Origin of the sequence: Saccharopolyspora griseoalba, assembly GCF_042665275.1 — a bacterium.
GTDB lineage: Bacteria > Actinomycetota > Actinomycetes > Mycobacteriales > Pseudonocardiaceae > Saccharopolyspora > Saccharopolyspora griseoalba.
Genome location: NZ_JBHTCJ010000021.1, coordinates 36,729 through 62,955, shown reverse-complemented (window position 1 = coordinate 62,955; position 26,227 = coordinate 36,729). Strand labels below are relative to the sequence as shown.

33 protein-coding genes are annotated in these 26,227 nt (G+C 67.2%); 8 read left to right on the top strand and 25 right to left on the bottom strand.

Annotated elements, in window-relative coordinates:
• Positions 1-73 precede the first annotated feature (73 nt).
• Positions 74-481, top strand: coding sequence for a transposase (locus tag ACFQRI_RS26270; protein WP_380673202.1), 408 nt, complete (start codon positions 74-76; stop codon positions 479-481).
• On the opposite strand, the gene ACFQRI_RS26265 is transcribed toward ACFQRI_RS26270, so the two are convergent.
• The 6 genes from ACFQRI_RS26265 to ACFQRI_RS26240 all read right to left on the bottom strand — a co-directional run bounded on the left by ACFQRI_RS26265 (position 478) and on the right by ACFQRI_RS26240 (position 4,550).
• Positions 478-1,098, bottom strand: coding sequence for a helix-turn-helix domain-containing protein (locus tag ACFQRI_RS26265; RefSeq protein ID WP_380673200.1), 621 nt, complete (start codon positions 1,096-1,098; stop codon positions 478-480). The genes ACFQRI_RS26270 and ACFQRI_RS26265 overlap by 4 nt on opposite strands.
• 271 nt (positions 1,099-1,369) lie before the next feature.
• Positions 1,370-2,416 (bottom strand): hypothetical protein, encoded by a 1,047-nt coding sequence (locus tag ACFQRI_RS26260; RefSeq protein WP_380673198.1) that lies wholly within the window; start codon positions 2,414-2,416, stop codon positions 1,370-1,372.
• Positions 2,417-3,214: 798 nt separating this feature from the next.
• On the bottom strand, positions 3,215-3,424 hold the full coding sequence (locus ACFQRI_RS26255) for a hypothetical protein (protein ID WP_380673196.1): 210 nt from the start codon (positions 3,422-3,424) through the stop codon (positions 3,215-3,217).
• A gap of 84 nt (positions 3,425-3,508) precedes the next feature.
• Positions 3,509-3,937, bottom strand: coding sequence for a hypothetical protein (locus ACFQRI_RS26250; protein WP_380673194.1), 429 nt, complete (start codon positions 3,935-3,937; stop codon positions 3,509-3,511).
• Between the two features lie 216 nt (positions 3,938-4,153).
• The gene (locus ACFQRI_RS26245; RefSeq protein WP_380673192.1) at positions 4,154-4,318 is read right to left on the bottom strand and encodes a hypothetical protein; all 165 of its coding nucleotides are present in this window, start codon (positions 4,316-4,318) and stop codon (positions 4,154-4,156) included.
• A gap of 64 nt (positions 4,319-4,382) precedes the next feature.
• Positions 4,383-4,550 carry a hypothetical protein gene (locus tag ACFQRI_RS26240; protein ID WP_380673190.1) on the bottom strand — a complete coding sequence of 56 codons (168 nt, stop codon included), beginning with the start codon at positions 4,548-4,550 and terminating at the stop codon, positions 4,383-4,385.
• Between the two features lie 208 nt (positions 4,551-4,758).
• Between ACFQRI_RS26240 and ACFQRI_RS26235 the strand changes: the two genes are divergently transcribed.
• Positions 4,759-5,040, top strand: coding sequence for a hypothetical protein (locus tag ACFQRI_RS26235; protein ID WP_380673188.1), 282 nt, complete (start codon positions 4,759-4,761; stop codon positions 5,038-5,040).
• A 635-nt stretch (positions 5,041-5,675) separates the two neighbouring features.
• On the opposite strand, the gene ACFQRI_RS26230 is transcribed toward ACFQRI_RS26235, so the two are convergent.
• Complete coding sequence (locus ACFQRI_RS26230) at positions 5,676-6,410, bottom strand: hypothetical protein (RefSeq protein WP_380673186.1); 735 nt, start codon at positions 6,408-6,410, stop codon at positions 5,676-5,678.
• Here ACFQRI_RS26230 and ACFQRI_RS26225 point away from each other — a divergent pair.
• A complete protein-coding gene (locus tag ACFQRI_RS26225) occupies positions 6,409-7,128 on the top strand; it encodes a hypothetical protein (protein WP_380673184.1) in 720 nt (239 codons plus the stop codon). The genes ACFQRI_RS26230 and ACFQRI_RS26225 overlap by 2 nt on opposite strands.
• A gap of 53 nt (positions 7,129-7,181) precedes the next feature.
• Here the strand turns inward: ACFQRI_RS26225 and ACFQRI_RS26220 are convergent, their stop codons facing one another.
• The 15 genes from ACFQRI_RS26220 to ACFQRI_RS26150 all read right to left on the bottom strand — a co-directional run bounded on the left by ACFQRI_RS26220 (position 7,182) and on the right by ACFQRI_RS26150 (position 20,516).
• Positions 7,182-7,649: a WhiB family transcriptional regulator gene (locus tag ACFQRI_RS26220; RefSeq protein WP_380673182.1), complete on the bottom strand. Its 468-nt coding sequence runs from the start codon at positions 7,647-7,649 to the stop codon at positions 7,182-7,184.
• Positions 7,650-7,870: 221 nt separating this feature from the next.
• Positions 7,871-8,398, bottom strand: a complete 528-nt coding sequence (locus ACFQRI_RS26215; RefSeq protein ID WP_380673180.1) for a hypothetical protein — start codon at positions 8,396-8,398, stop codon at positions 7,871-7,873.
• 183 nt (positions 8,399-8,581) lie between these two features.
• The gene (locus tag ACFQRI_RS26210) at positions 8,582-8,908 is read right to left on the bottom strand and encodes an Rmf/CrpP family protein (protein ID WP_380673178.1); all 327 of its coding nucleotides are present in this window, start codon (positions 8,906-8,908) and stop codon (positions 8,582-8,584) included.
• A 12-nt stretch (positions 8,909-8,920) separates the two neighbouring features.
• Complete coding sequence (locus ACFQRI_RS26205; RefSeq protein WP_380673176.1) at positions 8,921-9,709, bottom strand: hypothetical protein; 789 nt, start codon at positions 9,707-9,709, stop codon at positions 8,921-8,923.
• Positions 9,710-9,903: 194 nt separating this feature from the next.
• On the bottom strand, positions 9,904-10,365 hold the full coding sequence (locus tag ACFQRI_RS26200; protein ID WP_380673174.1) for a hypothetical protein: 462 nt from the start codon (positions 10,363-10,365) through the stop codon (positions 9,904-9,906).
• A gap of 14 nt (positions 10,366-10,379) precedes the next feature.
• Positions 10,380-11,375 carry a C40 family peptidase gene (locus tag ACFQRI_RS26195; RefSeq protein WP_380673172.1) on the bottom strand — a complete coding sequence of 332 codons (996 nt, stop codon included), beginning with the start codon at positions 11,373-11,375 and terminating at the stop codon, positions 10,380-10,382.
• A 7-nt stretch (positions 11,376-11,382) separates the two neighbouring features.
• The gene (locus tag ACFQRI_RS26190) at positions 11,383-11,955 is read right to left on the bottom strand and encodes a hypothetical protein (protein ID WP_380673170.1); all 573 of its coding nucleotides are present in this window, start codon (positions 11,953-11,955) and stop codon (positions 11,383-11,385) included.
• A complete protein-coding gene (locus ACFQRI_RS26185) occupies positions 11,955-14,129 on the bottom strand; it encodes a hypothetical protein (protein WP_380673169.1) in 2,175 nt (724 codons plus the stop codon). The genes ACFQRI_RS26190 and ACFQRI_RS26185 overlap by 1 nt, the downstream gene beginning before the upstream one ends.
• A complete protein-coding gene (locus ACFQRI_RS26180) occupies positions 14,126-16,789 on the bottom strand; it encodes an ATP-binding protein (protein WP_380673167.1) in 2,664 nt (887 codons plus the stop codon). Before ACFQRI_RS26180 ends, ACFQRI_RS26185 begins: the two co-directional genes overlap by 4 nt.
• Before the next feature lie 122 nt (positions 16,790-16,911).
• On the bottom strand, positions 16,912-17,505 hold the full coding sequence (locus ACFQRI_RS26175) for a hypothetical protein (RefSeq protein WP_380673165.1): 594 nt from the start codon (positions 17,503-17,505) through the stop codon (positions 16,912-16,914).
• 91 nt (positions 17,506-17,596) lie between these two features.
• Positions 17,597-17,854, bottom strand: coding sequence for a hypothetical protein (locus ACFQRI_RS26170; protein ID WP_380673163.1), 258 nt, complete (start codon positions 17,852-17,854; stop codon positions 17,597-17,599).
• Positions 17,855-19,170: 1,316 nt separating this feature from the next.
• Complete coding sequence (locus tag ACFQRI_RS26165; protein ID WP_380673161.1) at positions 19,171-19,533, bottom strand: hypothetical protein; 363 nt, start codon at positions 19,531-19,533, stop codon at positions 19,171-19,173.
• A gap of 254 nt (positions 19,534-19,787) precedes the next feature.
• Entirely contained in the window at positions 19,788-19,997 is a 210-nt protein-coding gene (locus tag ACFQRI_RS26160; protein ID WP_380673159.1) for a hypothetical protein, read from the bottom strand.
• 16 nt (positions 19,998-20,013) lie between these two features.
• Positions 20,014-20,274, bottom strand: coding sequence for a hypothetical protein (locus ACFQRI_RS26155; protein ID WP_380673157.1), 261 nt, complete (start codon positions 20,272-20,274; stop codon positions 20,014-20,016).
• Positions 20,275-20,351: 77 nt separating this feature from the next.
• Complete coding sequence (locus tag ACFQRI_RS26150; protein WP_380673155.1) at positions 20,352-20,516, bottom strand: hypothetical protein; 165 nt, start codon at positions 20,514-20,516, stop codon at positions 20,352-20,354.
• 251 nt (positions 20,517-20,767) lie between these two features.
• Here ACFQRI_RS26150 and ACFQRI_RS26145 point away from each other — a divergent pair, with 251 nt between their 5' ends.
• From ACFQRI_RS26145 to ACFQRI_RS26130, 4 genes are read left to right on the top strand one after another with little or no spacing between them, the layout of a single operon-like run.
• Positions 20,768-21,436: a hypothetical protein gene (locus ACFQRI_RS26145; RefSeq protein ID WP_380673153.1), complete on the top strand. Its 669-nt coding sequence runs from the start codon at positions 20,768-20,770 to the stop codon at positions 21,434-21,436.
• Positions 21,393-21,614 (top strand): hypothetical protein, encoded by a 222-nt coding sequence (locus ACFQRI_RS26140; protein ID WP_380673151.1) that lies wholly within the window; start codon positions 21,393-21,395, stop codon positions 21,612-21,614. The genes ACFQRI_RS26145 and ACFQRI_RS26140 overlap by 44 nt, the downstream gene beginning before the upstream one ends.
• On the top strand, positions 21,614-21,838 hold the full coding sequence (locus tag ACFQRI_RS26135) for a hypothetical protein (RefSeq protein ID WP_380673149.1): 225 nt from the start codon (positions 21,614-21,616) through the stop codon (positions 21,836-21,838). The genes ACFQRI_RS26140 and ACFQRI_RS26135 overlap by 1 nt, the downstream gene beginning before the upstream one ends.
• Positions 21,835-22,182, top strand: coding sequence for a hypothetical protein (locus ACFQRI_RS26130; protein WP_380673147.1), 348 nt, complete (start codon positions 21,835-21,837; stop codon positions 22,180-22,182). Before ACFQRI_RS26135 ends, ACFQRI_RS26130 begins: the two co-directional genes overlap by 4 nt.
• Positions 22,183-22,260: 78 nt before the next feature.
• Here ACFQRI_RS26130 and ACFQRI_RS26125 read toward each other — a convergent pair whose 3' ends face one another.
• The 3 genes from ACFQRI_RS26125 to ACFQRI_RS26115 all read right to left on the bottom strand — a co-directional run bounded on the left by ACFQRI_RS26125 (position 22,261) and on the right by ACFQRI_RS26115 (position 23,120).
• Positions 22,261-22,470, bottom strand: a complete 210-nt coding sequence (locus ACFQRI_RS26125; protein WP_380673145.1) for a hypothetical protein — start codon at positions 22,468-22,470, stop codon at positions 22,261-22,263.
• An 80-nt stretch (positions 22,471-22,550) separates the two neighbouring features.
• The gene (locus ACFQRI_RS26120) at positions 22,551-22,724 is read right to left on the bottom strand and encodes a hypothetical protein (RefSeq protein ID WP_380673143.1); all 174 of its coding nucleotides are present in this window, start codon (positions 22,722-22,724) and stop codon (positions 22,551-22,553) included.
• Positions 22,725-22,862: 138 nt separating this feature from the next.
• On the bottom strand, positions 22,863-23,120 hold the full coding sequence (locus ACFQRI_RS26115) for a hypothetical protein (protein WP_380673141.1): 258 nt from the start codon (positions 23,118-23,120) through the stop codon (positions 22,863-22,865).
• 229 nt (positions 23,121-23,349) lie between these two features.
• Between ACFQRI_RS26115 and ACFQRI_RS26110 the strand changes: the two genes are divergently transcribed.
• Positions 23,350-25,506, top strand: a complete 2,157-nt coding sequence (locus ACFQRI_RS26110; protein WP_380673139.1) for an FtsK/SpoIIIE domain-containing protein — start codon at positions 23,350-23,352, stop codon at positions 25,504-25,506.
• Positions 25,507-26,227 lie beyond the last annotated feature (721 nt).

The following is a 26,227-nucleotide window of genomic DNA, read 5'->3' as shown; positions in this document are numbered from 1 at the left end:
GGATTTGTCAAACACGGCTGGATTTATCAAACAGCAGCTCACGACACCACTGAGTCAGTGCACTCCTGCGCCGATGTCCGCCTGCCGACCGTTCGCACCCATCCGCTGCGGCGTCGGCCGTGCCGCACAGCCGCGAAGAACCCAACGGGGTGCCGGGTTGCTGGGCAAATCGTCAGCGAACACCCGCCAGAAGCCGAGACACTCCAGTGCCATGGCAAGCGACGACAGAGAGCTCAGCGATGCTCAGTGGCAGGCCGTGCGCGTCGTGGTGCCGGAATGGCGACAGCGGGGGCGCCCCTGGCGGCAGCATCGCCAGGTCATCAACGGGATTTTGTGGGTGTTAGGCACGGGCGCGTCGTGGCGCTCACTGCCATCTCGCTACGGGCCATGGCAAACGGCCTATAGCCGCTATCGGCGTTGGCGGCACGATGGCACGTGGGACCGCATCCAGGTGCTCCTGCAGGACACTCACGAGGATTAGGCTTCTTCTTCCTGTTCGACCTGGGCGCGCAGACGCTGCACAGTGGGCCTGGACAGGCCGGTGGCACGTGCGAGCTCGGACAACCGTGCTCGGGGGTTGTCGGCCAGCGCCTGCGCTACCAGCGCGTAGTGGCGTTCGGAGTCGTCCTTGCGCGGTCGGCCGCGCGCCGGCCGCGTGATGCCTACCGCCAGGTACTCCGCCAGGGCGGCGCGACGCACATGGGGAACACCATAGGTGCGCCCATGCGGATCGTCGGCCAACGGGAGGTAACCATCGCCGCACAGGTTTTGCACCTGCGCTCGAGTGCGCCCTGTCAGCCGGGCGATGTCGTTGTAGTCCAGGAGGTCCGCTGGGTCGGGGTCCTCGTGAGGGTCTCGGGAGACGAGTTCGATCGGCTCGTTTGGTTCCGCCTCCTGGTCGCGGTAGGTCAGGACTTCTTCCTCGTCCCACAGCCACCGCACGCGCCGACCGGGGCGGCCGTTGAGTGTTCGCGGGAAGCCTGGGTTGTTCCATGGCTTTTCCACGTCCGCGCGGTACTTGCTCATACCAAGCGCGGTTGCGATGCCGGCCCTGTCCAGGGTGTTTCTGCCCGCGCGGATCATGGTCGTCTCCCTCATAGCTCGGCACCCATATTCTTCCGAACCCACTATATTACCCGTTTTTACCCCGCAGAGCTGCACGGCATCATCTGCACGCCGCCGGCCAACAACGTGCCCCGCGCGCGAAGCACCACAGCTCACCCAAGTAGAGTGATCAGCCTATCTCCGTGGGGCTGCCAATAGCCCTTCGCTGAGGTTGGGTAACGGCCGGCGACCTGGTGATGAGGTCAGCTCCGCAGAGCGGGGTCCGCGTCTCGCGGCTCACCAGATACTCGCCGGCCGTCCGCTCTCATTCCGCCTTGCTCCCAGCAGAGTCTCTCGGCTCCACCACCCCGGAGCGGCAACCGTACGGCGAACAACCTTCCGGATCGCCGTTTTCATCGAAGTCGTCACCGTCGGCTAGAGCATCGAAGACATCCAGCTGGCGATCGGCCCACTCCTTGCGCGTGACACGATCGATCGGGGCGAGATCCAGTGGAATCATGGAACGGTGCAGGAACGCCTCACCCCCGGCCGGCAACCCCCGAGCACCGCCCTGGCGGATCGCCCGGTCAAACGCGACGGCATCCTGCCATTCAGGATTGCGGAACTCCATACAGTCGCACTGGGCACTCTCATCGACCGCGGCAGTGTCTACCGCGCCACTGCACTGACCTGTCCGGTGGTAGGTGCGGGTGTGCCCACACACGCACGTATCACGCAGCTCTCGCCACTGCCGGTTGCCATGAAACGGGCACCCGATGCACGCCGACTTCGCCACCGAGCTCCAGCCCCGGGTACGTAACCACCGTTCGCAGTCCCGACGCGACATGCCCAGTTCCAGCAGTGGATGCCGCGGCCGGGCGTACTGCACGTCAAGCTTGTCACGAACCCGACCGATCTCGTCGGTGGAAAAGCCAATCCACTGCTCGGCGAACACGCCCCGCGGAACCCGCTTGGGATGCGGGTAGCCAAGCAACTCACGCACCTTGGCCTTGATCGGACGCAGCTTGTACTCCGACGTGCACTGGCGCCGGCCCATCCCACCCGATCCGTCGGGGTTACGCACGAAGTAAGGCACTGAACAGTACCGGTGTTGCGGATCCAGCGAGTCTTCCCGCAGATTCCCCACGCTCACCCGATACAACGCGATCCCGGCCTTATCGAGCTCGTCGGCCAACAGCTCCAAATGCTCGTAGACCCTGCGTGGTTCCCATCCGGTATCGGCGAAGATCGCCGCGTCAGGCCGCGGGAGCACACCATCGCAGGCCATGAGCGCCAAGGCCGTGGACTGTACCCCCGCCCCGAGCGAGATCACTGTCAAAGCGGGTGCCTTGTCAAGGTCGTTGTTCTCCACCACATAGCCCTTCTCGAAACCTAGGGCCGTTTTGGGTCGGTCGCCGCAGCACTGAATAGCCACCTCCCGCGCGACCAGACAAATGCCGTCTCGCTCGCCGACGCTCCGCCTCCGGCAGCAAAAAGCCCATGACGGCCCCCTCCTCGTGCACGCCGTCCCGTTACCCTGGGGTGGCGTGTGATTGCGCGCGCACGCTAACCACCGCTGGTGTTTTCGCGCCGAAGATTTCCACGCTGCGGCGATACGTTCGCCGGCACGACACCCCACACTCCGGGGCCGGTCAGATCGCCACGGAAGCACCTCAGGACACAAATGGCCGCCCCGTCCTAGCCAAGACGAGGCGGCCATGCTGCGCGACAAGCGAGAGCGGTAGAACTACCCAGCCTTGTAGCGCCACTGAAGAACAGCGCTTAGGCAGCTCGAGGGTCGCCCCCTCTGTCTGATCCGAGTGGCCCTTCGTTTCGGTCAACCGCGCCAGCTTGCATCCTGTCTTGCAGCTCAGCGGAGACAGGAAGCCCGCGGGATCCTCCGACCACATCATCATGGCTGGGTTTCTGCCCGGCACACGAGGCGTGTATCCTGAAGCCAGTACTGGGACTGGTATCAGCTGGGATGAGTGCATGCTCCCCAGAGTCCTTTTCTCAGTGCTTGGCGAGGAAGGCCGGCGATGGGATTGGTCTCCCAAGGATCGTCGGCCTTCTTTAACTCCTCATGGGCGCGAGTAGTACACCTTGGGAATCCGCTGGTCAGGTAGCTGACTGGCCGGGTGCAGTACTGGCAACTTCCGCCCCGCACCTCCTACACCCCGTGATCGCTCGCGTCCTTCTCAAGAATTTCGATGGTGTCGAGGACGGCGTGCGCGTCGGTCCGGTACTCGTCCCGCGCCCGCTCGGTCAGAAGGTGATCCCACACCTCATCCGGGTTCGGGTTGCCGTTCGACGCCCGGAAAAGAAAGCGCGCGTGGATCGTACGGGCAACCTCCTCCACGAACTTCTCGGATCGCTTCATCACGTCTTCCTCTTCTTTCGTTTCGGTGGTTAGCTGATGACGAGTACGCGCGAACACAGCAAAGGCCCTGGCCGGAGCCGGGTCCTACCAGGCATCAACCGCGCCCGGAAGTTGGAACTGGTGCACGCGACGGGCCTTGAAGGTTGTCAGCACATTGGGGCCAATGGCCCCGCTCTCGCTCAGCTCCTTGTAAACGACCGGAGTGAGGAGCGCACGCGGGTTTTGCCCGTTGCCATCGACGATGACGCTGATCTCTGCGACTCCCCCGCTATCACCCCACCCTCGGTCCCAGAAGGCCGCGACGTCATCGGTCTGCGCACGGATAGCCAACGCGTACGCCAGCTCCACCGCCTCGTCAGCGGTGGCCAGCGTGGGCAGGCACCCCGTAGCGGCATTGTGGTTGCGCCTGAAGTTGATGGGCCAGTTCGCGGCGGACACCTCAACGGTTCCGCACCGCTGGCAATAGACCTGGACCCCCTCTTCCGTCGCCTTGTTGTCGCCGTGAATGCTCATTTCATTCCTCCCTAGGTATGGGCTGCCGTACCGGCAGCAAGCACTTGCTCGAATGCATCGTGGCGTTCAGGAGGGTCCGTCCCAGCCGTAGCCCACGCCGTTGTTCCCGAGGAGCGTGCTGGCTTCTTGCTCGCCGTACTTCTGTTGCTCTTGTGGGGACTTTGCGTCCCACTCAGCGCGCGGGATAACGAGCACTTCACTGTCGCTCCCACGAGGCTATTCGGCAGTGAGGAGGATTTCCACGGCAGTGTCGGTCGTGGACTTCACCTCCCAGCCATAGCCGACACCGCTGTTTCCTGCCGCGGTAGCGGCGAGCTGTTCGCCGTAATGCTCGCGTTCGCTACGCGTCATCGCCTCCCACATGGCCTTGGGGACCGTCACCTCGACTTCGGCGTTCCCCTGGGCCAATCGACGTGAAGGCGGATCACGACGGATTCCGTCGCGGTCAGACCTCGCGGGTCTCGACCGCCCACTGGCCATCAGCCTCAACCTGGAGAGGAAGGCGTTCCATGACCTGGTCGATGACCTCCTGCTCGGTTTCGTCCTCCTTGACCTTCACGCGGCGGATCAGGGTGACGGTCTGAGTGAACTCGATCTCGATCTCGCGCGGCATGTTTATCTCCTATCGTCGATTGATCAGTCTGGTTCGGCCCCGGCAGTTACCGCCGAGGTCCCGCCCCGGCGGGCACGGGTCGCCGACGTTGATCGCGCCGTAGGCCCGGAATCTAGGAATGCTGTCATGGCATCTCCCTACTGGCGCCAAGCAACACTCTACGGTATTCCCGATGGCGCAGTCAATAAGTTGGGGTATTGTCCGACGTATGAGCACTCCCGCCGACGAGCTTCGCGCCCTGGCTGCCGAGCTCGACGCGCTGCCCGACCAGCCGGCACTGCTGCGCGCTCGCCGCGCTCGCGAGCTGGTTGAGGTCGCCAAGGGCGTCTTGAGTCGGGCGCGTCAGGAGGCGATCTATGAGGCCACCCGGGGCTGCTCGTGGGCCGAGGTCGCCGAGGCGTTGGGGGTCAGCAAGGTCGCCGTCAACAAGGCAATCACGGCCCATCTTCGAGAGCTCAGGGATCGTCAGGACGCGGCTACGGGCGACTGAGCGGCGGATCGGGTTACTGGTCGACCGGAGGGTGACCGCACGGACGTGCCTCGCTCCTGAGCGGAGGATGCACCCGCCTTCGCGTCAGACTCGGCCGGTAGCTACGGATTCGCCGGTTTCGAGATGGCCGATCCGGCGTGGGCGTGGAGGAAGTACGAGCAGAACCCGGACGCGAAGCTAATGCACCAGAACAGAAATGAACCAACATCTCCATGTAAAACTGCTGGCCGCAGCAGTGAACGCTGCGGCCAGCAGTGTGAGAACGAGCGTGCCCACTAGGCCGCCCAGACCCAGCATGCCCGAACATCAGTGCTTTCCTGCCACCAACCCGGAGTCATGGCGAGTCGTCCGGCACGCGTTGCCGCCTCCCAGCCGTTGCGGTGAAGGATGTCCGACGCGATCGCGTCGGTCTCGTGCTGACTTGCGCCGGGCGGGGCGGTGAAGTACTCGACCCATCCCGGCCCTTGCGCTAGCTGGTCAGCATCCGGGAGCCACACCGTGTGTGTTCCCAAATCGGCTTCTGACTCGCCAGTCGCCCGGTACCGGGCGGGGCCTGTGTTTGGGTCGGCTTGTGGCGACATGTGCCTGGCCTTCCTGGACTTCCTGAAGAACATCGAGCCCTTCCAGTCGCGATGTCAGCGGATCCGGTTGAGACCGGACGCGCCGATGGGTCGACCGTTCTTAGCGACGGTGACCGGAACCAGCAGGTCACCTCGCCCGGCGGCCGCACCCGCGGTGATGCGGGAGACGACCAGGCCGACACCCGGCGCCGGGTCCGGGAGGTTGACCTTCCCGTATCGCAGCTCCGATACGGGGAGCACACCGTGCTCGGTCTCGACGACCTCGGCGGTGCAGGTGACCTGCTCTTCCTGGCGGCCGATGCTCGGGTCGCTCTGAGTGGACTGGATTGTCAACGCCGGGCCGTTGTCCGGGCCGTCCAGATAGAAGGCCGCCGCGTGCGGCGTGAGCACCTCGAGCTCCTTGAGTTCTTCCACCTTGACCGTCGACGCGCTGGTCGTCGGCGCGAGGGCTTCAACCACGCGGGCAAGGCCCGTGTAGCCCTGGATCTGTCCCTTGTCGTCGCGGACGACGCCGTGCGGAACGAACACGTTCGCCTGCCCGGCCAGGTGCTGAGCCGTCGGGATCGGCACGACGACGGGCTCTGTGCTGGGGAGGTCAACATCCCCGAGCTCCTGGTCCTCGACCGGGATCTCCACTCGGTGGAGATCCCGGTCCCGGATGGTCACCGCTCCCGCCGGGCTGGATCGGCGGATGGGCCGGAAAGCCGGGCCGGACTTGTCAACCGGGACGGTGAACTCCCCACCACCCTCGGTCTGGAAGGTAATTGGGAACTGGGTCAGGTTGCGCATGGAACTGGAACTCCAATCGGTAGACAACCGCGGCGATATCCGCGTATATACGCTGTTCTACCACATCTGTGTATATACGTCGAACCTGTGCCAGAATTTCGCCATGCCGAACAAGCGCGAGAATGAGAACGACCTGGCCATCAGGACCTTCCGCGTCCCGCAACGGTGGTGGGACGCATGGGGGCGCATCACCAAACAGCAAGGGACGACACGCACCGCCCGCATTCATGACCTCATCCGCGCTGACATCGAACGCTGGGGCGACGACGTTGACCTCGCCGACCTCGAAGCCGGAGAGGAAGACCGCCAAGCCGGCGCCGCACGACAACGCCTCGGCCGCACCCCCGCGCCAAAAGCACCCGCCCCGCACACCCGCACAGGCGAAACCGACCCGGGCGCAGTGCAGGACGAAGCCATGCGCTACGCCCGCACACACTTCCCACACGCCTCACAACAACACCGCGCAGCCTTCGCCAACGCGGTCTGCGCCGCTGTCACCGGCTGCAGCGGAGGCTGGGGCGGTCCAAGCGTGCGCGAACACGCCGCCGCACGCACCCTCAGCGGGCAACGCCTCACGTTCGACGACGCCGTCGATCTCCTCGGCGATCCCGACGGCCCTATCTTCGGGCCACTCACTGAACTGCACTGGGCTTGCTGGGCCACCGAGTACTGCCACGACGACGACCCCGATGACCGAGCCACACTCACGGGCCAATAACACCGCCTGACGCCCGGGGTGGCGTCTCGGTGCGTGTTCGGTCTCGGCCCTGCTTAGGCCCCGAGTGCGGTGGGTGCGTGCTGCGCAGTTCCGGAGTGCTCGGCGGCAGTGGGGTTGATGTCGGTCTCGGTGAGTACGGCGAGCATGCGTTGGCGGTCTTCGGGGATGGTGCCGGCCCAGTAGCCGTGTGAGGCGCCGGCGGCATGTTCGGTGATGAGCGCGAAGGTCAGGCACTGTCGCTTGACGGGGCATCCTTGGCAGGCCTGTTCGGCGCGGTGGCGTTGCACGGCGCGTGCGTTGCGGCCTCGGGGGAGGTAGTCGTCGTACCACCAGTCGTCGTCGCCGGGGTGGGTTTGGTGGTGGCCGACGCAGTTGCCGTAGCGGCGCAGTGTGGCGTGCAGGTCGTCGAGGTCCTGGTCGAGTTCGCCCACGATGCCGTGGGGGTCCAGGGCGTGTGCGAGGGAGCCGTACCGGTCGGGGGCGGTGGCGGCTAGCGAGGAGATCGGTGCGTGCTCGGTCATCGGGCACCCCGGGAGAGTCCGCGGGGCGTCCCCGGAAAGCCCGTGTGAGCGGCTGCGGAACCCGTCATGCCAGCGAGGATCAGGGAGGTTGCTCGCTGGTGCGGGGCCGTGACTGCATGACCTCGGCAAGTCACGCCGGTCCACACGGCCGATGGCGTGGTGCCCGGCCGGCTGGGGTTACGGGACGTCGCGGTGTCACCGGGTCCGGCGGGGCCAGGTCGTTACTGGGGCGTCACGGTGCCCTGGCTGAAGTAGTGCACCGCGTGGCGGACTTCTTCCCAGTTCAGGCCGGTTCCAGCGAGGGGTAGGACCAGTTCGCCGAAGAGGCCGAAGCCGCTGATCGGGCCGTTCCAGTGCGGCACGCGCACCGAGATCCATCGGCCGCGGCGCAGGTTGATGCGCGTGACCGTTTTCCATGGGGCGGTGAAGGTGCCTGCCTCGGAGGCGTAGGTGACGCCGTCGGCGGTGAAGATCACTTGGAGGTTCCGCATGGCGGCGTGGGCCTGGTGGGTGCGGAGGTGGAGGACGAGGGCGAGGGCGCTTAGGGGGATGGGGAGGATCAGTGCCAGGCCCGTGATGCTGCCCATGGCGGCCAGTGCGGTGGCGGCTGCCAGTTGGATTACCAGTGTGGCCACCTGGGTGGCGATCTGGATGCGCACGCGGCGCAGTTCGCGCTGGTAGGCATGTGGGGAGCGTGCGATGACGAACTGCGTCGGGGCTGGTGGAACGGGATGCACGGGCGGGATCATTCCATGCCACCGATGACTGCTGCCGCGGCGCGGACGGCCAACGCTGTATCCCTCGGGTCTTGCGGGGACCACTCTGCTGGTGTGGGCACCGCCGCCCCGACCCCCGACGGCGGGCGGTTCTTCGAGGGTGGGCTGCGGAGCGTGTTGGGGTGACCGCGGGCGCCGGGTGCGGTGTCGGTGAGGTCATCGGTCCCGGTCTGCTGTCGCGTCGCAGGTCATGCCGCGTGCTGTTTGGGAGACGGGGATGTCGGCGAATTCGTCGGCGGTTTCGTCGGGGTCGGCGATGCCGAGTTCGCGGTCGACTGCGGCGCGGCGGCGGGTTTCGCCCATGCGGTAGCCGGCGAGCCACATTTCGCGGAGTGCTTGGTTGGTGGGGTCGTCGTTGATGCTGGCTGGTGGGTAGGGGCAGGCGCGGCGGCCGGCGTCGTCGAGTGCGGCGTTTTCGCCTTCGTGTTGGGTGGTGAGGATCTGTTTGACGTTGAGGATTTCGATGATTTCGTCTTGGCGCACGTGCTGGGTCTCCTAGCTGACGACGGTGTGGCTGCTCTTGCGGGTGCGGACGGTTTCGCGTGCGGACTGCCATCCGTAGTGGGCTTGGAAGTCGGTGAAGGACACATGCCCGTTGCGTTCGCAGTAGTTGATGAGCTCGGTTGATCCGTACTTGTGGACCCGGTCGATGGAGCCCTGCAGCAGGTAGCGTTCGCCGTCGCGGACGAGCTCGGCGGGCAGGCCTTCGGTGGCCGTCGGGTTCGGGTCGGCCAATCGTTGCCGGGTCTCGGCGTTGAAGAACTGGCCGCGGCAGGCCTCGTCGGCGTCGCGGACCTTGTCGTCGAGGTAGCGGTCGTATTCCTCGCGGAGGCGCTGCTTGGCGGTCAGCTTCCGGTCGCCGCGCTGGCTGGGCACGGTCAGCGGGGACGCGTGCTGGTCGCTGCTGGCTTCCCAGGAGGTGATCTGGCGGGTCGCCTGGGCCTGGTGGGTGGGGTTGGCGGCGGCGTCGCGTTCTTGTTGCCGCTGTTCCATGACCGCGAAGATCTGGTATTGGGCGAGTCCTTCTTGCGGGTCGCGGGGGTTGAGCTTGGCGTATTGGGCCTCGAGCTCGTCGTCGGTCCAGTGCGCGACCATCGGTGGGGCGTAGCGGTTGGCGATCACCTCGGGGATGCGGGGTTCTCGTCCGCCGGTCATGCGCCGGTATTCTGCGATCTTCTTTTCTTGCAGCAGGGTGTATTTGGTGACGCGCTCGTAATCGCCGTCGATGCGGGCGCGGGCCGTGGTGCGCGCGTGTCGACTTAAGGCTTGCCGGTTGTTGGCCATGAGCCGTTGCAGCCCGTGCAGCTGGCAGCGCAGACCGTTGGGTGGGTGCTCTTCTTTCGAGCGGCACATTGCGCGGCCCCTCCCCCTGTGTGTTGTGGGCGTAGTGGACTGGACTGCAGCGGCAAAGAGTGTTTCTAGCCGCAGTCCCCGCAGACGCGCAGAAGATTTCCGCCCCCCACCCCGATCTACCGGGGTTAGTGGCTTCGGGGTGGGGGTTGTAGTGGGTCGGGGCAGGTGACGTGCACGCGCGTGGTGGGGTCGAGGGTGCGGTCGGGTTGGTGGCGTGGGGAGTAGCGCAGTCCGCCGTCCTCGGTGGGGTCGGCGATGATGCCGGCTTCGTCGAGCTGGCCCAGTGAGAGCTCGTTGAGGGGCACGTGGTTGACCGCGGTGACCCGATAGGACGGCCACCGGCGGTGCCGGTGCGCGGCGCGGAGTTCGGCGAGCAGGGTGGCGAGCTGCTGGCGCCACGCTGGCGGCATGGCGTGCGTGAGGCCGGCGGGGATGACGAGGTAGTTCGCGGTCACGTCGAACCCGGCAGTGTCGAATTCGAGGAGTGCGGCCAGCGGGTCAGGGTGCTGCGGGCCCGGGGGCGGCGCGGCCACAGTGGGCACCGGGTCGGGTGTGGGGCGGTTCCACGGGTGTTGTGGCGCGGTCACGGCTCGGGGTCCTTTCAGGCGGGGCGGGCGTCGGGGCGTACGACGGTGGGCAGGAGGTCGCGCTCCCAGATGCGGGTGGTTTCGACGGTTTCGCCGGGCTGGGGGGCGTGCAGCACGGTGCGCGTGGCCGGGTCGAGCATGAGCGCGACGTGGTAGATACCGCCGGGTTGCTGGTCGGTGCCCCAAAACACGAGGTCGCCGGGCTGGGCTTGCTGCAGGGGAAGCTGGATGCCGGCGGTGTATTGGTCGCGGGAGTATTTCGGGATGGCGATGCCCGCCTGTTGCCAGGCGCGCATGGTCAGCCCGGAGCAGTCGAAAGCCTCGGGCCCGGCTGCGCCCCACACGTAGGGTTTGCCGAGCTGCGCGTGGGCGTAGTCCAGGACGCGGCGTACGGCGTCGCTGGGTGGGGGCATGCTGCTGCATCCGCTGGCGGCTTGGATGGGCATGCCGGTGTGGGTGCTGATGAGGTGCACGGCCAGCGGCGCCCAGGTTTTGTAGCGCTCGGGGTAGGCGGAGCGTTCAACGGCTTGGGCGACATCGCCGGGGTTTTGGGTCTGCCAGTCCGGTATCTGCACGAGCCGGTCGTAGAAGGTGGCGATCTGGTAGTCGATGTTGCGGAGCTGCTGCGGGGTGCCCCAGCCCATGGAGGGGCGCATTTGAAACACCCCGATGGAGTCGCGGTCGCCGCCGGTGGGGTTGGTGAGGTTGGATTCGGTTTTGGCGGCTTGTAGCGCGATTTGCCAGGCCCGCGGGGGTAGGCCGCGTTGCCGGCCGCGGTCGATGATGCGCGCGGCCAGGGCGCGCTGGTCGGGTGACAGCGCGGCGGCTTGCTGCTCGGGTGTGCCGCTGGGTGACGGGTTGCCGGCGCTGCTGGTGGGTTGGCAGGCGGTGGCGGTCTGCTGGAACTGCAGCAACGGCAGCATGGTTGTGCTGGTGTCGGGGATGACCACGAGCACGACGACCAGGACCGCGGCCAGTGGGGCCGCGGCCAGCAGCACGATCCGCGTCACCGGTGCCTCACCGCCCGCCCGGTGCGGCGGTGATGCGGTTGACCCTCCAGCCCTGGGGCATGCGCTGTACCTCGATGGTGAGGTCCACGCGTTCGCCGCTGGCGCGCAGGGCCGGCACGCGCGCCTGGGCGAGCCCGCCGGAGAGGTCGGTGATCTGGGCGGGGCCGGTCACGGTGGCTTCGCGGATGTTGTCTGGCGCGATGGTGCGCAGTTGCGCCTGGTATTCGGGCAGGGCCAGGTCGTTGAATTGCGCGGCGAAGGCCTCCGAGGGCATGCCCGGGGGGTGGCGGGTCCAGGCTTCGGCGGCGCGGTCGGCGAGGTCCCGCACGGCGGATTCGTCGGTGAGGGCGGGGTCGTAGGCGGGGGATAGTTTGGTGGGTTCCGGAGGCGGCGTGCTCGGCGGGGGTGCGGCCGGTGGGGGGCTTGGGTTGTTGGCCGGCTGCAGCAGCAGTCCGATCAGGACGGCGGCGGCGAGCATCCCTGCGGCGGTGAGCAGGGCGTGGGTGGGTGAGCGCAGCGGCCAGCCGGTGAGGGTGCGCAGGGTGGTGGCCTGTCGGCTGGCGGTGCGGATCGGTGACATCAGCGCGTCCTTCCTGGGGAATCGGGGCGGTTTTCGGGGCGCCGCCACGTTCGGGTCGGTGCTGTGTCATACCCCGGACCGGGTGTCGGGCGGGAGGGGTTGGGGGCGTGTCGCCACTGTGGGGACTGGCGTGACACACCCGGCCCCGGGCCGCCCGCGGGGCCGGTGGCCCTCGCCGGGCCCGGGGAGGGGTGCGGGGGTTGCCGCGGTGGGGCGGGTGGGCGTGTCGGGTCCCAGATCTCGTACACACCGTTGGCCCCGGCTCGGGCGGGACGGGGTGCGCGTGTGGCGGGGGTGGCCGCGGTGGGGCCGTCGGGGCGAAACAGCGGCGGCACCGGCCCGGTGGGGCCGGGCGTGGGTGGGGGCGTGGGCCCGGTTCCTCCGCCGGGACCACCGTTGGTGGGCCGCTGGCCGTGGGGTTCGGGGCGGGCTGCGGCGGCCCCTCCCCCGCCCAGCGGGCGCGGCCCTGGTGGCACGGCGGGCTGTGGCAGGGCCGGGGGCGGCGGGTCCCCACCTCCGGCGCGCGGCCCACCGGCTCCGGCGGTAAGCGCCGGGCGGGACAGTGCGGTGATCTCCGGGCGGATGCGTTCCGCACTCGCCCGAGCAGTGCTCGGCCCGTCGGGGTCGTTGAAGTATTCGGGTGGGCGGCGCCACCAGCCGTGCTGATCCCACTGCCCACCAGCACCCGCCGAGCGTGCCCCGCTGGGCAGGATACGGCCGAGCATGCGGGCGCGGCGCGCCCAGCGGCGCCGTCGTTCGTAGCGCATCTGGCGTGCCAGCAGCAGTTCGTGTGGGCCGGGTACGCGCGCGCCCACTGCGGCGGAGGCCATTTGCCGCATTCGGTCAAACGGGCGCACTGAGACCCACGCGATGATGGTGACCAGCAGCATGATCAGGATTTGTTTCCATTCGCTGCTGTCGCGCTCGGGCGCGGTGATCCAGGTCAGTGTGACCACGTGCAGCGCGGCGGCGAGGGTGAAGAAGAACGCGTGCCAGACCGCGCCGCCGAGGGCCCGGAACACTTTGGGTAGGACACCGTTGGCGACGATCGCGAGACCACCGAGGAGTGGGCCGGCGAGGATAAGGACGCGCAGGACCAGCATTGATAGCAGCAGGCCGAGTTTGGCCACGAGTGGGAACAGGCCGTAGGCCACGGCTTTGAGTACGGCCTGCAGGGCATACCCGGCGCGGTTGACTTCACCGCTGAACACGCTGCCGGCGTTACTGTTGTTGATCTCCTCGGCGAGTTTCTCCCAGTCCTGCTTTTTTGCTCCCACATCGCAGCCGCGGGCGGCTTCGGTCTTGTCGCAGGCTTGTGCGGCCAGCAGACGGTCGGCGTAGCGGCGCGCCAACGGACTGTTGGGGTCGCTGCTGCCGAACTCGCCGGCGAGCCAGGGGCGGTAGACGGTTTCGTGGTACAGCAGGGTGGGGAGAGTGTCACTGGGGACGGAGTGCGGGTTGACCTGCAGGAGGATGTTGTCTTCGACCTGGTCTGCTTCGTAGAGGACCCAGTTGTCGGCGGTGGCGATGTAGACCATCGGCATCATGTAGGTCAGCGATGCCACGGTCATGCCGACTAGGAGCCACGAGGTGCGTTTGCCGATCGTGGCCAGATCTCCGCGGATGGTGGCCACGAGCATCAGCACCGAGGCCAGCAGGACCGCCAGGGCGACATACGGGGTGTAGACGCTGTTGTAGAGCACCCCGGACATGAACTGCACAAACTCGTCGACGTCGGTGAACAGTGATGTGCCGTAGCTCGAGCTGTAGTGCACGGCGTTGGTGATGGCGGTGATGTTCTTGGCGACGTTGAACAGGCTGCTGGCGATCCAGGTGTTGGTGCCCACGTCGGGGTTGCTCACCGCGCACGGCCCGGCGTAACCGTAGGTGTGCCAGAGGGTGCCGGCGTAGCTGTAGCGCTGATAGAGCGAATCTCGCTGACCGCGGTACTCGGAGCCGGGGTCGATCAGGCCCACCAGGCCCTGGTTAGGCATGTCGATGCTGGGTTCGGGATAGCAGTCCATCCATTTCGGCTGCGTCCGCACCCCGTCAGCGGGGGCGGCCCCGGCTTCCGCGGGCCCCGCCACCGGAGCCAGCACACCCAGCAGCAGTCCCAGCAGCACAACCAGCACCCCGCGGTGCCGTGGGGTGTGCGCGTCGCGGCGGACCGTCATGGCAACTCCGCGGCTGACGCATCGGTCGGCTGCGGCGCCAAGGTTCCCGTGATCGTGGTGCTGGCTGCCTCCGGCGGCGGGTCGGCGGGTTGGTTGCGGCCCTGCTGTCCAGGGGTCTGCTGGCCGGGGGTGGTGTTGAGTGCCTCGCGCAGGTGCTCGAGGTGCGGCCCGGAGAAGTCCACGCTGATGCGCTCGACGCCGTGGTCACCGTCGGCGAACAGGAACTGGCGAGGTTCGTCCGGTTCGACCCGCAGTGCCCCCAACGAGGGCTCGTATCCGGCGTTGGTGGGCACACCGAGAAGTTCGAGCGCGTCGGACTGGGTGTTGTCCTCATCGAGGACTCCCACGAACGCCGAGTCCAGCAATGCCCCGATGCCGGCCGAGCCGTTACCGCCACCGCTGGTGTTGTTGTTCAGGCGCAGGAAGTCCGCTGGCAGCTGGGTCGACAGCAGCACCCGCACATTCCACTTGCGGGAGTCGCGAGCGAACCGGTTCATCAGCATCCGGCCCGTGGCGACTTCGGAGAGGAAGAAGGCCTCGTCGATCCACACGCCTTTGCGGGCGTGCCGCCATTGCTCGGAGCGCCCCGTGGGGCCTTCGTAGACCATGCGCTGGGTCAGCCAGGCCGCGAGGTTGAGCAGCTCGACACCGAGGTTTTCGTGCTCCGACCAGTCCTCGCGTGGCGTGTCGTCCCGCGGGAGCGTAAGCCCGGCCATGCCCAGCACCGTGAGCCGGTCATCGCGGCTGCTGGCATACGGGTCGGACTGCGGGTCTTCGGGAATGAGCAACCGCATCTGATCGCGGGTCTCATCCAGAAACCGCCACACGTGGTGTGCGTGCTCGGCTAGCCCGTCGTCGTTGAGGGTCTTGAGTGCCTCGATTACCAGACCGGGGTGCGCGTCCGGGCGGGACCCGACCCGCCGCACGGCCTCGAGGATCACCGCGGCGGTTTCGGGTTCGCGCGCGAGCTTGCCCGGCAGCATGCGGGTGAGGACCTCGCGCGCCAGCCGCCGGCGGGTGGCATCGGCGAACACGTGGTCTTCACGCAGCCGGTCAGCCTCGGTCGGCAGGTCGTAGTCCCCATCGACCGGGGTGGGCACCACCCGATACGGGTTCAAAATCCCCGGTTCGGCCCGCAGCAGGTCAATGACCCGCGCATACGGCGCGATTTCCGGCAAGCTCGCCAGATGCGCCAGCGGTCCGGACGGGTCGAGCACCGTCCAGTGCGCCCCGGCACGCAGCGTCTTGTACACGATCCCGCCACCCAGGAACGACTTGCCGCCACCGAGGCCGGCGGTGATGGCCGTCAGCCCACTGGCGTTACGCACCTCCTGCGCGCGCCACGGATCCCAGGCCACCGGCCGGCGCCCCGCGGTAACGGTCTCCCCGATCAGCACCCCGTGCCGATCACCGATCTGCGCGGTGGCCTGCGGGAGCGCGGAGGCAGCCCATACCACGGAGCTGCGGCGGGTGTGCGCCGTCGACGACAAGGCCTCACCCGGGATGAATTCGCGGGCCAGACCGTACTGCCCGGCCGGGTGTTCGAGGGTGATCTTCGGTTGGTAGGCGTCGACGAGCTGTTGGGCGCGCGCGAGTGCTTCGTCCTCGGTCTCGCCGGAGACCGCGACGCGCCACCAGGATTTGACGCGGGTGGCCAGGTTGGTCATCCCGGTGGTCAAATCGTCATCGATCGCGGCGACCTGCTGGGCCTGCCGCTCGAGCGACGCGGGTGCTTCCAGCCCGTGCTCGTCGGTGTAGTGCCGCATCTGGGAGCGCACCCGAGAGGCCTGCCGGGACAGTTCCCCGGTGACGTCCTCACCGGGACGGACATACATGCGGGCTGACCATTCCACCGGCACCGGCACCTGATCGGCCATCGCCATCCACGGCAGATCCGTCTCCGGGATGTCCAGGGGCTGCGACAGACCGACCGACAGCACGGCCACATGCCCGGTTTGCCCGGCGTGCGGCATGCCGCGTCCATGGACCTGCATCGTGGGCGCCCAGGGCTGCTGGGTCCACGCGGCCAGATCCGACACCGCGGCCAGGTCCTCGGTGCGCCAGGCCCCATCGGCCGGCGCCGACGGGATGTGGGTCGGGGCGGGCAGGCCGAGGGTGTTGGAGCGGTGCAGCAACCACCGGATCTCCTCCGCGGTGGCCGCGCGTGCTCGCAGCCCGGAGCGGGCCAGGGTCCGATCGAGCACGAACGCGTCCTCACGCAACGACGCGAGTTCCCGCCGGTCGGCATCCGATCCCCCGGGCAGGCGGGAGAGGCGCTCGGCGGCGCGTTCGAGCAGGCTGCGGGGCCGCAACTGCACCCCCAGGTACACCTGCTTGTCCACCAGGGTCGCGCCCAGCAGCTGCTGCTGCTCACCGATGAGGTAGTCCGGCCACGTCAAGCTACCGGGCACATCCGGCAGCCGGTGCTGACTGTGCTCGGCGTGCGCGCGGGCCCAGTCGGCGACCCCGTATGGGCGGGAGGTCACCCGCAGGTGCAGCCACCGGCCTGTGAGCTCGGCATATTGCGCCGCGATGGCCTGCAGCAGGGACTCGCGGTCGGCGTCCCCACGAAACGACCACCGCTGCTCGGGCAGCCGGTACCAGGCCACCGCCTCGGTGGCGGTGCGCGTCAGGTGTCCGTCGATGCGGCGCAGCGCCACGGGTGGGCGCCACTGGGCGGTGTTCGGGATCCGCTGCTTGGACGCGGCGGCGCGGCGCGCACAGGGTGCGGCTACACCATTCGACGTGGCGCCTTCTTGGGAGGTTCGGCGGCGGAATCGCATCATTTGGCCCGCCACATCGCCTCGGCCGGTGTGCCCGGCACCGGGGACGGGATCGACCGCGCCAACCGCACCGTGTCCGCATGCGCAACGACAGCACTACCTGTCCTCGGGTCGATCATCGTGGTCGGCGCCTCCGCAGGCGACGCGCTCACCGCGGCACCGCCACCGGGGGTGCTCGGCACCGCGGCCTGCGCCGCCTGCGCCGCCTGCGGCAGCACCTCGGGGGCACGAGCGGGCAGGGTGGGGCGCACCCGCAGCCGGGACACATCGGGCTGCCAGCTGAACCCGGCAGGCACCCGGGTCGGGGCGGTGACCTCAGCCTTGAGCGTCATCAGCATCGCCGACAGCGGGCGTTCGTGACTGATCAACTGCATCGACACCCGCGTGATCGCCACCGCGGCGACGATCGTCCAGGCAATCGAGAACACGCCCACGTCCACGCCAGCGGCACGCACCACGCTGAAACTCACCAGCCACACCACCAAGCCGACACCCCAGGCGACATACCGCGCTCGAAACGGCAGCGTCACCTCGTCTGGGCCCAGCCACACGGCATCAACCCGATACACCTCGTCGTCGGTTGCGACCCGCACAGAAACTCCCCCTTGGTCTTGCACTCGCCCCCGCGCCCAACCGAACCCAGTTCGGCGACACCGGGATTCGGCGCCTGGTGCGCGTGGCCGGCTAGTTGGTGAACAGGTTCGCCACCCACATCCCGATCTCCTGCGCCCCGTTGCCCACCGCGAGCCCGAGCACCCCCAGTGCCACGATCACGCCACCCACGCGGCGCATCACGCCGGCGTTGTCGCCTTTGGACCCGCCGAGCCAGAGGATCAGGATCGCCACGACCAGCAGCAACAGCGGCAACAGATTGCTGAGGATCCATCCCCGCAGTCCTGAGGTGCCCAGGCCGGTCTCCTGGGCCAACACCCACACGTTCACTCGCGAGCCCCTCACGCCACATCGCTGGTTGCTTTGACGGGCGCAGACTCACATACCTCACGCCAGTCGCGCCGAGGATTTAGCGCCAGGACCGGCGCGACCAGAAACCCCAGCACACACGCACGCCACGATGAGCATGCAGCGCGCCGCGGGACAGCGACAGGAAGCGCCATCAGCCCGTACAAGCTGCTGCGCAAGTGGACGATTCTGAGCTTGGTCCGCTCATTAAAAGAGCCCTCGCCGGAAGGTTCCGTGCGAGGGCTCCAGGAGCGCTGTGGCGCGCGGTCAGCGGTAGGCGATCACGCGGCCAGGTTCGTCGATGTGGTAGCCGAGGGTGGCGCAGCGGGGAGTCGAACCCGCCCGCCCTAGGCGACCAGTCCACTGGCCGCACCCTGCGGACCTTGCAATATTCACTATAGTGTACCTTGGGTGGGTGTTCCACCAGAGCCCGTCGCCGTGCCCCTTCACCTCGTTGTTGAGGTTTACGTCCCGCATCGGGATCTTCATCTCACGCAGTTCTGGCCCTCTCCTCGTGAGTTCCTGTTGGTGTCTTGCAATCAAGGATGCATGGGGCGCCCGGCTCGAACCGTCCAGCTTCGGACAGTTCGAGCGTGGCGCCCGACACAATCTTGCGCGCCCAGGTTCGCGTTCAGGCGCCCGGATCGACTGGCGTTTTGCCGGTTCCGGCACAGCGAGGCGCCTTGTACCGATCACCCGCCCGCCGGGCGTGGTTGAGGTGGTGACGGATCGTCCCGTCCTTGTTGAGGGACACCGCGTATCCCGCGTCGCTCGGAGCGGACCCTCGGGCGTACGTTTCTCGGCTGCATTCAGGGCAACGAAGCACCGGTATCTCCCTCCCCGACCTCTGCTTCCTGCGCGCACGGGTAGTGCGGCGCGCCGCCCCGCTCGTGCCACGGGCCGGGATAGTTTTCGGTCCCTTCGATCGCCTGGCAGTTACACCAGGACGAGCCAGGTTCCGGCGTGCTCATTCCGCTCATCGTCTTACCTTCCTGTTAGTGTTTCGCTGCTACTGGCCACGTCAGGTGTTCTTGCCAACGGTGGCGCGCCGCACCGCGCGTCACATCGGCGCTTTCGGCTTCCCAATCGCACGAGCAGAGCACCTGCACCCTGCTCGGCCCTTCACCACTCAAAAACCACGTCATCTGCAGATGCCCAGCGCCCGCATGCACGGGGCACAGCAAAACGTCCATCCCGAACGGACGCGGCCGGACCCAACCCCGCTCACTCGGGCCGGTGTCAGCCTCGAACGAGGCGCAGCACCCCGGCCAGTCACACCAGTGGGTAAGCCGCCTTCGTTATCCATCGTTCTTCCCTCCTTCCTGCTTCGGGTTGACCCAGGTCAGGCCCTCTTCCAACTCGGCGCTGGTGTCGAACTGCGCCTCGTACGCGATCCGTTCAAGCTCTTCCCGAGAACGCGGAAGACCCTGCCGCCGGTCCTCCATCCACCGATCCCACTCCGGCAGCTGCTCCAACTCCCACCCGTACACGTAGCGCTTGCCCTTGCCGGTCCGCGTCAACGTCTTACGGGGTTTCGGGCACGGAGTAGCCGACCCCGGCGGGTGCCGATGCACCCACTTCACGATCGTCTCGGTCTTCACGCCCAGCCGCTCCGCAAGCGGCCCCGTACCGATCAGGTCTTCAATCCCTTCTTCGTTCACAGCTTCCTCACCACTTGAGCGCATCGTCCGGCCGGTTGATCACGTCCCGGTCGATCGTTCAGTGAGCCTGGTTGCAGCCGACGTCACCGCACCCGAGATCCGGGTGCGCAACCACGTGCCCCACGGAGACGCAGTCTTCGCAGTGACCGGGGAGACCCACGGCCTGCCGGTCCTGGTTGGTGCCGCTGTACGGCACCGGGATCTGGCGGAACGGAAACCCGCGAGGGGTCAGGTCATTCATGTCTTCCTCCTGGTCAGGCGTGATCCTGTGCGTCCTTCTCAAGGGCGTCGATTATGTTGAGGATGGCGTGCGCATCGGTGCGGTACTCGTCCCGCGCGCGCTCCGTCAGAACGTGATCCCACACCTCATCCGGGTTCGGGTTCCCGTTCGCGGACCGGAAGAGGAACCGCGCATGGATCGTGCGCGCAACCTCCTCCACGAACTTCTCGGGCCGCTTCTTCATAACTTCTTCCTTCCGGTCAGCTGAGCTTGAGAACTCGGGACACGTCTTCACGGGACGACCAAGTCCGCAGCTCGGCGAGGACATTGGCCAGAACCATTCCGTTCTCCGCCTCCCGGAGTTGATCGGTGATCTGGTGCAGCTCGTCGGAGATCTCCCGGAGCGGCAGGTTGTTCGCGGTGTTGCGGCACCGCTCGACCAGCGCCGCCTGCTGCTGCACAAAGCCCAGGTTGTCTGAAGCAGTCAGGCCGTTAATCTTCAAGGTCTTCCTGTTGGCCATGTCTTCCTCCTTGGTGTTGTCTGCTTGGTTCGCCCAGCACACGGCGCGGGTCCGTGCACCGGAGGTGCAACGGTTAATCAGGCGCCGCGCGGCGCTGTCTCGATTTCCTCGGTGAGGTAGAACCGGTTCCCGGCCTCGTTCCGCCACGGGGGAAGCCCCGCCGCCTCACGCTCGGGTTCGAAGAACACGTTCTCGAACGGCTCGACCGTGGCGACCCCGGTCCGAGCGCCTTCTCCGCTCATCGTTTCCTCCTGGCACCGGTCGGTTGCTCTACTGTCTTGATTCAAGACAGTACATCATCGTCTTGAATCAAGACACCCCCGCTCACGATCGGTGATCGCCGACCGGCGCGCTCCGGTGCCGGGATTACGGCGTGGTTGGCGCGATGGTGCGCTGCATCGCCACCGGGAAGCCAGAGAAGAACATGCACAGGCGCTAGTCGTCGACCTGGGAAAACATTCGTCACCGTGACTTAAGCAGGAGGACCAATAACATGGAAGAGTTGAAAGCGTGGACGGCTAGCCGCGTCGCGTCTGCGATTGCCAGCGGAGACGAGGACTTCGATCCCGGTACGAAGTTCGTGCGGGTGACGGATCTTCAGCGCTTCCTCGCCGAGGGCGGGGACACCGAGTGCGCCGGATGGTGGAGCAGTGACCGGCGGGCAACGAACCTGGCCGACGCGAAGCTCAACGAGCTTCGCGAGCAGGCCGAGCGTGGATCAGGGCCATTCGTCGACCCCCGCCTGATCAACCGGGTTGGCCGCTGGTGGCGGCCGGACCTGTGCGAGTGGGCGACCGCCGTCACCAGGGTCGAGGTGCGAGACCCGTTGCGGCAGCGGGGAATGCCGAACTGGGCGCTCCCCCTGCTTGATCTTGCGCACGAGGCTGAACCTGACCCGCCGGAACCGCCCAAGTTGGCCGCGCGTTGCGAGCAGAGCCGGGCCGAGGAAGCGGCACGGCTGAAAGCGGTGCAGGACCGGTGGGAGCGGGCCGTCCGCGCGTGGAACGAGCTGAAGAACGCTATGCCGGTTGAGGTCAGCGTTGCGTTCAACTACTCGCGCCACCTCAGAGAGTTCCACCGGGCGGGTAAGTACCACATCGTCGTGTGGGGAGACCTGCATGACGGGCGACTGCGGGCGAGAGGCCGGGCGTGCGCTGTGTGAGACCAAGAGCGGCGCAAACGCCAAGCACCTGGATTGCGCCGAGGGGCAGCGCGAGGACCAGCGGTCAGGCAAGGAAGTCCGGGTGCCCAACTGCGGCGGATGCCTCGACAAGGCAACCCGCATCACCGGGATGAACGTCAAGAACACCATTCTCGCCGTCGACGGGGGGCGGTTCTGATGAACCGAACCCCGTACCCACCGGCCGCCCGCGTCCAGTGGAACCCAACTGGCGACACCTGGAAACTTGCCACCGTCAACTGGGACGGCGGCGTCCAATTCATGATGATCCGGCTGGCGGAAAATCACCAGGTCATCATGGTTGACAGCAGTCATGTCCGCCCCGCGCCGGGGCTGGGAGCCCTCGAAACCACAACCCACACCAACGAGGGAGGACGAGCGTGAGTCAGGTCGATTACCCGACTCTTCCGGGGCCGGAAGTCCGCGTGTCCCAGTACGAGGTGTCGTTCGTGCCGGAGAGCTCCCCAGCTCGCCGCCACTACACGCTGCGGGTCGTACACAAGGGCTTCGATCGGTGGGCGGTGACTGACGGCTCCCTCACTCTCGGGTCGGACGGTGAGTTCGTGTACGAAACCGGCGATGACCGCATGGACCTGGGATGGCTGGAGGCTCACCGGTTCGACCTCGACACAGCCCTTGACCTGGCGAAACGTCACGCGGCTCTGATGGAGGTCAACGGGCGAACGGTGCACGACGTGCTGGCGCTACAAGCGGAGGAGGAAAACTGATGCGGTACGCGATGGCGCGCGGTCATGACACTTCGGCGCGTTTCTCACGAGCGCCGGTCAACCACACCCTTTCTCGGTCTAGCGCCCCCTCAGGACTTCTTCGAGTGCGGCCCACAGTGTCGCGTGCTGGCGGTCGAGTTCCTCGGCCTGCGCATTGCGGATTCGGTCCTGGTCGGTCCACTTGGAACGGTCCAGGGGCAGTTCGCGCCGCAGCTCGTTGGACCTGTGGCTGAGTTGGTGGCAGATCCGCTTGAGCGTGGTTGCGTCGAGTGCGTCGACCTCGGACATCAGGCTCCCAACAGCTGGAGGGCGCCCCGGTGGTTTCCGGGGCGCCCTCCAGTGTGCCTGGCCCTCCAGTGTGCCTGGCCCTACCGCTTGCGCCTGCGGTCCCTATCGTCCGACATCCTCTGCGTCAGATCCCGTTCTCCCTTGAGAGTGGCATCGACCTTGGCCTTGCTCTGCTGCTGCCGCTGCCGATCGGCGTTGGCCGCGGCTTGCATCTCGGGGCTGTTGAGCTTTCGCAGGTACTCTTCGTCGTCCATAATCGGACCCGCTCCTTCGGAGTAGTCCCGGCCGGGAAGTTTGCCGACTTGGTGGCCGGGACTTTTTCTGTGCTTGTCGGGGGTTGCCCTGGCCGGTCGCGCGCTCGCGCAGCTCTCGGCGCTTCCGGTTCTCAGGAGTTAGGCGGCGGTCGCGGCTAAGGCCGTGCGCACACCGCGGCAGTAGACAAAGACCCCGGTGATTTGGCCGCCATACCAGCAACGGCCGGATCCCACTCCGGCCTCCTCGTCGTACTGACGGACCGTCTGCACCGCATCGACGTTGAGGCCGTGTTCGGCCGCCCACGCTTCCGCGATCAAACGCTGCAGGTCGTTCTCGCTCGGGGCCTCAAGCCGGTACAGGTCCGGACGGCCTTCAATCATCACGTTCCAGAGCACGGCGTCTCCGTTTTCGTTGGTGTGGCGGTGTTTTCACATTCATGCTGTCGTGCCGCCACCGGAGAAATCCAGTGTTTGCGCTGGTGGGGACTGGCGTGGCCGGAAATCTTCGGCGCGAACCGCGGAAGGCTGTTTAGGGTGCCGCGCGCCCCCGGCGTGCACACCCGATGTGTGCTGCAGCGGCTGCGCCGGGGGTCCACAACGTGCGAGACGACCGGGGGTGCGAGCCGTGTCCGGGCAACGCAACAGCAGCGGGCGCCGCAGTGGGCGGCATGACCTCTTTGAAGAGCTGTTCGGCAAGGGCGCGCTGACGCGTTCGGATTCCCCGTCGTCACGATCGACCAAAACCACCCCGGCGCCGGCGTGGGCGCGGTGGCTCACGCTCGCGGTCGTGACCGGCGTGGTGGCCGGGGTGGTACACGGGTGGGCGCTGCCGCGGCTACCGGCCGGTGGGAGCCGGGATCAGCTGCGGGCGTGGTTGCGACTCGGGGTCGAGTGGGCACCGTGGGCAGTGGCCGGATGTGCCGCGGCGGCGGTGATCTCGGGGGTGTTCGCGTGGCGTTCGGCGCAGCGGGCTCGTGAGGACAAGCAAGCCGAGGAACGCAAAAAGGCCCCGTCGGGTGCGGATCGCGCCGCGGCTGCCGCGGTGAAGCTGCCGATCGGGTCGGTGCAGGTCACACCGCACTACCGGTGGTGGCACCGGAGCGCGGTGCGGCAGGTGGTCGTGCGGGCGCCGGCGGGGGCGGTGCTGGAGGACCCCAGCCGGGCGTGGTGCACGGCGATCGGGACTGTGCTGGGGGTGGAGCTTGCTCCGCGCTCGTGGGAGGTCGCGCGCGGCAGGGCAGTCCTTGAACCGGGGACGTTGCCGCCGGAGCCGGTAGAGGTGCTGCCACCGACGGCCACGACCCCGGTAGCGCGGGCCGAGCAGGCACTGTCTTCCCTGCTGGGGCGGCAGGGGCAGCTCGTCGAGTCCGACGTGGTCGACACCCACGACGACGGGGCGCCGCGAGAATTCACCGTCCGTCATGCACCGTCGGCCAAGCTGGCGACCGCCGAGCGGCGTGAGCTGTTCGCTGAGTTGCTGTCGGGGATGTTGCCGGAGTCGTCCTCGGGGCGGGGTTGGGATGTGTTGCCGGATCCCACGCAGGACCGGGTGCGGATCGTCGAGCGCCCGCCGCTGGAGAAGTTGATTCCGCGGCCAGTGTTTGACGAACGCGCGTATTTCCAGGGTCGGGACGTTCTGGCCATCGGGCAGGATGAGCACGGCAACGCGGTGGGCTGGGATTGCTCGTCGAGCACGCTCAGCCCGCATGGGCTGGCCGTAGGCCCGACCGGGTTGGGCAAGACGAACTTGCTGCGCAACATCATCGCGTCCGGGTCGCGGCTGGACTTTCAAACGCGGATTGCCGACCCCAAGCGGATCGAGTTCCTGGGCGTGTCCGAGTGGCCAGGCGTAACGAAGGTCGCGCGGGATGTTGATGCCATCCGTGGGCTGATCGTCGATGCGCACGACGAGATGGATCGCCGCTACACCCACCTCGAACGCCGCAAAGACCCACGGGATCTGCAGCCACTGCTGGTGCTGCTCGACGAGTGGTACATCATGCGCACGCTGTTGGAGTTCGAGCACCGCAAGGAAGGCGGTAAGGGCTCCCCCGTCGAACTGCAGCTGGTGGCGCGGGTCATGGCGATGGCGCGCACCGCCCGGTTGCACCTGCTGCTGGGGATCCAGCGGCCCGATGCCGAGAACTTCCCAGATGGCGCTCGTGATAACGCGCAGTTCCGGGTGTCGCTGGGCCCGTTGTCGCCGCAAGGTGCGGGCATGATCTGGCCTGGTCACACCCGCACCGCCACCAGCGTTCCGCGGATGCACGGCCGCGGCCTGATCTCGGATCAGCACGGCAACCCCACCTCGTTGCAGGCGTGGTGGATCCCGAACCTCGACGGGCACACCGACGCGCGCGCCCGCCTACAGCCCCAGGACCGTGCCCTGCTGGACGCGCTACGGCCGGGTGGCCCGGTGGGTGCCGGCTGGACTCAGCACACAGACACCCCGTTGGTGGTGCCGAGCACGCCCGCTCACACCGGCTCCGGTTCGGCCGGTGCGCGGCGGGATGCCCCGGCCGAGCCGGCGGCAGGGTCCGCGGAAGCCGCGCTCGACGGTGTTGCCGACGTGATCCGCGCGCGTGACCTGCTTGACCACATGCGGATTCGCATCGAGGACAACACCGGAGCGCTGGTGGATGCCACCGTGGAGCACACCGACTCCCCCACCGATGAGGTCATGATCGCCGATCTGATGCTCGACGGTGGCCAGCCGCTGCAGCGGGAGTTCGATGGCGGTGACGAGGTGTGGCTGCTCGACGAAAGCACCGTGCACGCCTAGAGCCGCGGTGTCGTTGCTAACGCGCCCCTGTGTCCCTAGTGCTCGTGCACCGGCGAGCGCGGGGTTCGTCAACCCGTCGTTGACGAAAGGATGGATGTTTGGGACGACTTGACCGAGGGGCGTTTTATGCAGTGTGACCTGCGGAGATCCGCGAACCGTCGCCGCAAGACTGCCCCTGGCCCGCATTGGATACGTGGGCGTGTCACGTACGCGCGCTACTTTGATCTCGCCATACACAAGCAAAGATGCCCGACGCCAGGAGAGCTAATCCGATCGTCGAGCATCTGTGAGTGAGAGGAGCAGCGCGCCGTGGACCCAACGTGGCTCTTGGCGCTCCTGACCATCCCGACTGCCCTGATGAACCTGAGGATGATCATCAGCAATAAGGATGATTCGTGGCTGCGCCGTGTCGTTGGCTGGACCGCTGAGGGGGTGAGGCTTCGGCTCAAGCGTTGGCTTGAGCGGTAGCCCTTCGCGGCTCCCCTGCTATGTAGTTGTCCGTCCGGCCGGTGGCGGTGCTGTTGACGGTGGAGCGTCGACAGTGCCGTCGCCGGCCCTTTTGCTGCGGTGTGGCGTGTGAACCGTACACCAATAGTACAAACTATACGCATCTTGAGACGGCAGCGGTAGGTGACGCACCGCTCGGTTGAGCTGCCGGGACGGCTGACGCTGCCGCGGGTGGTCAGATGTCAACGCGGGATGCTCGCACTCGAGGAAAGGC

Excerpts from the sequence above, each read along its gene's own strand:
- ACFQRI_RS26270 (WP_380673202.1), top strand. The coding sequence starts at position 74 with ATGTCCGCCTGCCGACCGTTCGCACCCATCCGCTGCGGCGTCGGCCGT.
- ACFQRI_RS26265 (WP_380673200.1), bottom strand. The coding sequence starts at position 1,098 with ATGAGGGAGACGACCATGATCCGCGCGGGCAGAAACACCCTGGACAGG.
- ACFQRI_RS26255 (WP_380673196.1), bottom strand. The coding sequence starts at position 3,424 with ATGAAGCGATCCGAGAAGTTCGTGGAGGAGGTTGCCCGTACGATCCAC.
- ACFQRI_RS26250 (WP_380673194.1), bottom strand. The coding sequence starts at position 3,937 with ATGAGCATTCACGGCGACAACAAGGCGACGGAAGAGGGGGTCCAGGTC.
- ACFQRI_RS26240 (WP_380673190.1), bottom strand. The coding sequence starts at position 4,550 with ATGCCGCGCGAGATCGAGATCGAGTTCACTCAGACCGTCACCCTGATC.
- ACFQRI_RS26235 (WP_380673188.1), top strand. The coding sequence starts at position 4,759 with ATGAGCACTCCCGCCGACGAGCTTCGCGCCCTGGCTGCCGAGCTCGAC.
- ACFQRI_RS26225 (WP_380673184.1), top strand. The coding sequence starts at position 6,409 with ATGGAACTGGAACTCCAATCGGTAGACAACCGCGGCGATATCCGCGTA.
- ACFQRI_RS26230 (WP_380673186.1), bottom strand. The coding sequence starts at position 6,410 with ATGCGCAACCTGACCCAGTTCCCAATTACCTTCCAGACCGAGGGTGGT.
- ACFQRI_RS26220 (WP_380673182.1), bottom strand. The coding sequence starts at position 7,649 with ATGACCGAGCACGCACCGATCTCCTCGCTAGCCGCCACCGCCCCCGAC.
- ACFQRI_RS26215 (WP_380673180.1), bottom strand. The coding sequence starts at position 8,398 with ATGATCCCGCCCGTGCATCCCGTTCCACCAGCCCCGACGCAGTTCGTC.
- ACFQRI_RS26205 (WP_380673176.1), bottom strand. The coding sequence starts at position 9,709 with ATGGCCAACAACCGGCAAGCCTTAAGTCGACACGCGCGCACCACGGCC.
- ACFQRI_RS26190 (WP_380673170.1), bottom strand. The coding sequence starts at position 11,955 with ATGTCACCGATCCGCACCGCCAGCCGACAGGCCACCACCCTGCGCACC.
- ACFQRI_RS26185 (WP_380673169.1), bottom strand. The coding sequence starts at position 14,129 with ATGACGGTCCGCCGCGACGCGCACACCCCACGGCACCGCGGGGTGCTG.
- ACFQRI_RS26160 (WP_380673159.1), bottom strand. The coding sequence starts at position 19,997 with ATGAAGAAGCGGCCCGAGAAGTTCGTGGAGGAGGTTGCGCGCACGATC.
- ACFQRI_RS26155 (WP_380673157.1), bottom strand. The coding sequence starts at position 20,274 with ATGGCCAACAGGAAGACCTTGAAGATTAACGGCCTGACTGCTTCAGAC.
- ACFQRI_RS26150 (WP_380673155.1), bottom strand. The coding sequence starts at position 20,516 with ATGAGCGGAGAAGGCGCTCGGACCGGGGTCGCCACGGTCGAGCCGTTC.
- ACFQRI_RS26145 (WP_380673153.1), top strand. The coding sequence starts at position 20,768 with ATGGAAGAGTTGAAAGCGTGGACGGCTAGCCGCGTCGCGTCTGCGATT.
- ACFQRI_RS26140 (WP_380673151.1), top strand. The coding sequence starts at position 21,393 with ATGACGGGCGACTGCGGGCGAGAGGCCGGGCGTGCGCTGTGTGAGACC.
- ACFQRI_RS26135 (WP_380673149.1), top strand. The coding sequence starts at position 21,614 with ATGAACCGAACCCCGTACCCACCGGCCGCCCGCGTCCAGTGGAACCCA.
- ACFQRI_RS26125 (WP_380673145.1), bottom strand. The coding sequence starts at position 22,470 with ATGTCCGAGGTCGACGCACTCGACGCAACCACGCTCAAGCGGATCTGC.
- ACFQRI_RS26120 (WP_380673143.1), bottom strand. The coding sequence starts at position 22,724 with ATGGACGACGAAGAGTACCTGCGAAAGCTCAACAGCCCCGAGATGCAA.